2 protein-coding genes and 2 pseudogenes are annotated in these 5939 nt (G+C 54.2%); all 4 read right to left on the reverse strand.

All coding sequences use genetic code 11. The annotated features are described in order from the left end of the window. Positions 1 to 151 precede the first annotated feature (151 nt). Positions 152 to 1618: a sulfatase-like hydrolase/transferase gene (locus ABX962_RS27900; RefSeq protein ID WP_372724364.1), complete on the reverse strand. Its 1467-nt coding sequence runs from the start codon at positions 1616 to 1618 to the stop codon at positions 152 to 154. Between the two features lie 726 nt (positions 1619 to 2344). Next, positions 2345 to 3892: pseudogene (locus ABX962_RS27905) on the reverse strand (alpha-L-fucosidase); the annotation flags it as partial. Continuing rightward, positions 3889 to 5379: a sulfatase gene (locus tag ABX962_RS27910; protein WP_372724362.1), complete on the reverse strand. Its 1491-nt coding sequence runs from the start codon at positions 5377 to 5379 to the stop codon at positions 3889 to 3891. The gene ABX962_RS27910 and the pseudogene ABX962_RS27905, both read right to left, overlap by 4 nt. Positions 5380 to 5518: 139 nt before the next feature. Beyond that, positions 5519 to 5939: pseudogene (locus tag ABX962_RS27915) on the reverse strand (arylsulfatase); the annotation flags it as partial.

Below are 5939 nucleotides of genomic sequence, written 5' to 3' on the forward strand. Positions count from 1 at the left end.
GACGAGACACCGATTGCAGAATAGTACAAGTCCCACGAATACGATCATTGTCTTCATTTCGTTACCTCGGTTTGGCGACAGCGTGCGGAGTCCGCTGACGTACGGATTGTGGTTGATTCAACTGCCGCTTCCAGATGTCAAGCTCTGTATCTTACTTATTCTGGTGTGCTGGCGAATTGGAAATGTATTTTGTATTCAGTCCATCCTCTGGCTGATCGGAGAAGCGATACGGATCAAAGTGTTTGCGCATCTGGTCCAGCAGAATCTGCTCCATTTCCTCGAGCTTCTCGGCATAGGCCGGATCACTCGCGAGATTGGTTTGCTGCGGATTTGGCGTGTACTGCGTTAACGCAATCAGCTTCGGATCGTGGTGCTGGGGCAACAGTTCATCGGGGTTCTCGGTCAAATTGAAAAGCTGAGTTTCGCTGACGCCGTCTTGGGTCGATTCATAGCGGATCAGTTTCCAATCGCCATTCTTGACACATCGCATTCCGGGTTTTGCACCACCGCAGTACGCTCCATAAAGCACATCGCGAACCGTATCCTGCTTGCCTTCGAGAACTGGTTGAAAACTAATGCCTTCGCTGGTCTTTGGCGTTTCAATCCCAGCGAGGTCGCACAGGGTCGCGAGCGCGTCGAGGTGGTAGATATTCCCCACCGCACGAGATCCTGGTTTGATGCCGGGACCTTTCACGATGTAGGGGACACGAAAGGTGTGCTCGTAGAGGTTCTGTTTGCCCTGCAGTCCGTGCCGACCGATCGCCATTCCGTGGTCGGACGTATAGATGATATAGGTGTTCTCCAGTTCGCCCATCTGCTTGAGCTTTTCTAAAACGGCACCGATCTGGATGTCGATATTTTCGCTACAAGCAAACTCGCGGCCCAGCTCGTTGCGAATGGTGCCTTCATCACGGTTGCTCCAGACCCCGCTGACGTTCACCTCGTCGCGCACCTTCATGTCTGTATTGTCGAACGGGTGTTTCGTGAGATAGTTTTTGGGAAGCTTCGGCTGCTTCGGATTGGCCGCTGGGAGGCTGTTTTTGTCCCGATGATTCACCGCGCCATATTTGGCTAACAACTCAGGCTTTCCGTCTCGCGTGTCGTGGGGATGTGAAAAACCGAAATAGATCAAAAACGGGTCTTGGTCGCCTGAGGCCTCGCGCTCGTCGAGATAGTTGAGCACCTGTTTTGCGTGCCACGCGCTGCCGGACTCATCCGTGCCGCCTCGCTTGGTGGCATCATGAACCACCGTGAACTTCGCATTCGCAGCAGCGTAACTGTTTCCCTTCTTGCACGTTCGCATCGTATCGTACCCCGCCGCGTTGAAAACCGCCGCCATGGTATGGTCCGCGAGATCCGGTGGCACATGATTTGGATCCGCCTCAAGCGGATTCCGACCTTGTTTTGGTTTATCCGGAACATGCCAAAGCGTGCGGCCGGACATGATCATATGTCGCGATGGAGTGCACACGCCGCCACACCAGGCTCCCATCTGATGGGCTCCATCGATCACCAAACCCTCGGCGGCCAGCCGGTCAATCACCGGGGTCTCTAGCGCCGAATCAGGATCGTAGATTTTAAGATCAAAGGGGGCTTGGTCATCGGCAACGATGAACAAGAAATTAGGCTTATCGGAGGCAGCAGAATCCTTCGATTCGAGAACGTCGACCGCAAGTTCTTGGAAGGCGGTGTTCTCGCCGCCGCCCGTATCGGTCACTGGGGACACGGCCCAGACAATCCAGCGGAATTGACCGAGCGACTGTCCGGCCGATGCTCGCAACGATGCCGCGGTGAACTTCGCCTTTGCCTCGCCTGCCGTATTAATGATGCCAAGCGGGGTAAAGCGGGTCAGATCCCACCCCGGATCGGTCGCCGCGTCGCTGCCGTAAAGGACGATCTTTTGAGCACCGCGGATCCCTTTCCAATTGTGAGACCAACTGGTGATCGCCGAAACGGATTGTGCCGAGCCCAAGTCCATTTTATAGGCTCCGCCACGAACCCCATTTCCGAACACCGGCCCGATTGCCGCAGCCAGTTTTCCGTCCGTCAGCGACTTCAGCGGATCATTGCGGGTTGCCGGATTCGCCGTGATCTTCCTGCCGGATGCCAGCGACGGCGCCAGCTTCTGAAAGCCATCGGCACTCGATGCGGTTTCAATCACTACGCTTGATCCCGGCAATACGAAAGGTTTCATCGCGGGATGAGCCGGTCCCATCGGAACGGCACGCTGCGAAGTGTCATGCCCATCCAGGTCGACCTTTTTCGTACCTTTCAAAGCCTCGGATGCATCATGCTGAATCACATTAGGGACGTGCTGCTCGCGATCCGTAACGATTTCAAAGGTCCATGCATACTTGCTGCGGCCGAGATTTTTTGGCGGTGTGATTTGCAATCCTTGGGGAGTCATTTCCCAAGTTGTCTTTGCGTCGGATCCGAGCAGCCGAACCGACGTTACCTGATTTGCGTTCCACCCTTTCGTGACGGTGATCGTAAAAGGTTTTTGTGGCTCGGTCATGTTGATCGCATACAGATTCTTGCCTTTGGTGGTAAAGACAAGATGCTCATCCGTCTGGTCGCTCTGTTTCCAATAACGAGATCCATAAATCGCATCGCCATTGATCCGCAGCCAATCGCCCATCGCATGCAATCGCTCCAACTGCTCGGGAACAATCGTGCCATCTGCCCTGGGGCCAATGTTGATCAGGAAATTTCCATTGCGGCTGATGACTTCCACCATCTCGTGGATCACGCTTTCGATGGTCTTGTACTTGTCGCCTTCGAGATAGCCGAATGACGTTCCAAACGTCGTGCAGCTCTGCCATTTCGGTCCAATCACCTTCAGTTTCAGATTGTCCTTTTCCAAACAACCAACACCATCAGGCCAATTGCGGTTCGCACCTTTATTGTTGACGTAGACAGCCTGTCCACGCGCGGCACCATCATTCATGAAGTCGGTGATCATGCCGCGGAGAGAATCGTCCATGTATTGGATCTCTGGCTTCATCTTTTCGGCCCGCACTTGATTGCCGTCGCGGGTGTAGATCGGAAAATCGTCCATCCACAGAAAGTCGGGTTGGTACTTCGTTTGAATCTCTTTCCAACGGGCGACGTAGTCATCGACAAACGCTTTGTCGTAGCTGAACGGTCCGTACAGCGAGGCGGCCTCGGGAACTCGCTTGATTTCTTCGGCAATATCCGGTTGCGGCTCACTGTGAACCACGTATTTTTCTTTCGCAAAGAAACCGGTATGACGTTCTCGGTGATACGACGGCGCGTACTTCAGTCCTTGCTTCCGCACGGCCTTGCCAAGGTCGCCAACCAAGTCTCGTTTTGGTCCCTTATCGACCGCGTTCCAAGGCGTCAGGTCAGAATCCCAGTTGGCCCAGCCATCATGATGCTCGGCCGTCAGCACAACGTACTTCGCACCAACGTCGGCGAACAATTTTGCCCACGCGTCAGGATCCCAGTTCTCGGCTTTGAATTCCGGGATGATGTCTTTGTAGCCGAACTCGGGCGGATGCGCTCCCCATCGCTGGTCCATGTACGGATAATAGTGCTGCGAATCATCGTAGAGCAGCTTCGGCACATGTTCGGCATAGCCGCGACCGCCCTTCTTGTAACCGATCACACTGTACGGTCCCCAGTGAATGAAGATGCCAATCTTGCCGTCATCAAACCACGCTGGCACCGGCATCTTTTGAAGCGATTCCCAACTGCCATCGTATTTCGTCGCCTGAGTTTCCTGGCACGATGCAATGCCTCCGGAAACAAAAGCAAGCAGGATGGCCATCAGCGCCCTAAGCCATTGTGCTGTCGTCATTGTTTGCAAAATTGTTCCACAAGCGGATGTCATTTGATGCTGTCCTGAAAAGATGGATATCTTGATGTTCATTTCTGGTTGCGTTTACGAGCGGCGGATTTGTTGATATCCGGCCGGCGAGGTTGCGGATCAAAAAACCGAGCGTTCTCGCCGATTCGATCATGGTCGCCGATGTCCGTGCGTGCTTGCTCGATCAATTTTATTAGCTCCGCGACAACTTCGGGATGCTGATCGGCCACATCCTTGGTCTCGGCAATGTCCGCTTCGAGGTCAAACAACATCGGTCGAGTGATGTCAATCGCGTCTTCCGCCTTGCTGTAATGAGACCACTGCGGATCCGCAGGAAAAGCTCGATGCAGTTTCCATTTCCCCGATCGAACCGCCTCTAGTCGCGTACGGCGATAATAGAAAAACGCGTCGGTAGGACTCTTGGCGCCGGCAACTCCATGAATCAGATCGCGGATGTCATGCCCATCGATCACCCGATCGGTCGGAGCCGTGGTTCCGGCCAGCCGGGCGAAGGTCGGCAACAGGTCCATCGTCGATGCAATTTCATCGCACGTTGTACCTGCAGGGATCTTACCGGGGGCACGAAAAATACAAGGGACACGCAGTCCGCCTTCCCAAGTAGAGGTTTTCGCGCCGCGAAGGGGTGCCGCGGATCCGCCATGCGACGCCGCATCTTTGCCAATCCTATTCAGATGCCCTTTGCTGCGACCAAGATACCAGGGCCCATTGTCGCTGGTGAAAATGACGTAGGTGTTTTCGTCGAGTCTCTCGGATTTAAGAGTTTCCAACAGACGTCCGACGTTGGCGTCGATCTCCTGGACGACATCACCGTACAAACCGCCATCGGACTTTCCTTTGAAGGCGTCTGAAACCGCCAACTTCACGTGTGGCATCGTGTGCGCCAGATAGACAAAGAACGGTTGATCCTTGCTCCGCTGGATAAAGTCGATCGCTTCGTCAGTGTAACGCTGTGTCAACAGCCGCATATCGGTCCGCTTTTCGATCACCTCGTCGCCGCGGAATAGGTCGACCTTGGAATCGTTGCTGGTCGACGTCCCAAAGAATTCATCAAAACCTTGATGCAGTGGCAGCAGCGAGCGGACGTACCTCTCGCCATGGTGTCCTGCCAAATCCCATTTACCAAACGCGGCAGAGGTGTAGCCGACCGGCTTCAGCACTTCGGCGATCGTGATTTCATCGCTGTGAAGTTCTGGATGGACCTCGACTTTGTTTTGATTGATTGCGACTCGTAGCGGATAACACCCGGTCATCAACGCCGCTCGTGAAGGCCCGCAAACGGTTTGAGCGTAAAATTGGGTCATTCGCATCCCTTCGGCCCCCATCTTGTCGAGATTGGGCGTCTTGATCGTCGTCGATCCGAAACAGCCGAGGTCTCCATAGCCTAAGTCATCCGCGAAAATGATCACAAAGTTCGGCGGCCGATCCTCGGCTACCACGCGTGCCGACGTCTGGATGGGATCATGCTGGGCCCAGGCAACCGAGGGAATCCCGAAGGCTGCAAACAGCATCGCAACGAGTAGGTTTTTCATGTGTTCCACTGTTATCAGTGCTGGAGGAGAATAAATCGGTCAAAGCATCGCAGCATTGCATCAGAATGGTTTCGACCGGTGGTGAGGGATTAAACATCATGGTGTTACGGAGGCGTTCACCGAGAAGTGTCTTTACTTGTCAACGAGCTGACAACGCTTTTGGATTCTCAACATAACCGGCCGGGCGGCTGTTTTGAGAAAGCTCTTTTTCAAAGGCGACCATGTGTGCACGCAACCGCGCAACGACTTTTGGGTTCGCCTTTGATACATCCGTGGTTTCCCCGATGTCCTGCTGTAAATTGAAAAGCACCGGCGACGCGGCACGCTTCCCACTTGGCTTGCCTAAATGCAGTTTCCATTGGCCGGAACGTACTGCAACAAGCGTGTCCCCCTGATGGTAAAAGAAGGCCTCGTGAGGAGTTGTTCCGCTTTCAGCCAATACCGGCCAGATATCCTTGCCATCGATCACTCGGTCACTTGGAATTTCAGCACCGGCCAATTTGGCGAAGGTCGGCAGTAGATCCATGGTGGTCATGATTTCATGATTATCAACACCCGCC

The organism is Novipirellula sp. (genome assembly GCF_041583735.1).
GTDB lineage: Bacteria > Planctomycetota > Planctomycetia > Pirellulales > Pirellulaceae > Novipirellula.

Bases quoted from the DNA above. Each gene is read 5' to 3' on its own strand.
- ABX962_RS27910 (WP_372724362.1), bottom strand. From the start codon at position 5,379: ATGAAAAACCTACTCGTTGCGATGCTGTTTGCAGCCTTCGGGATTCCC.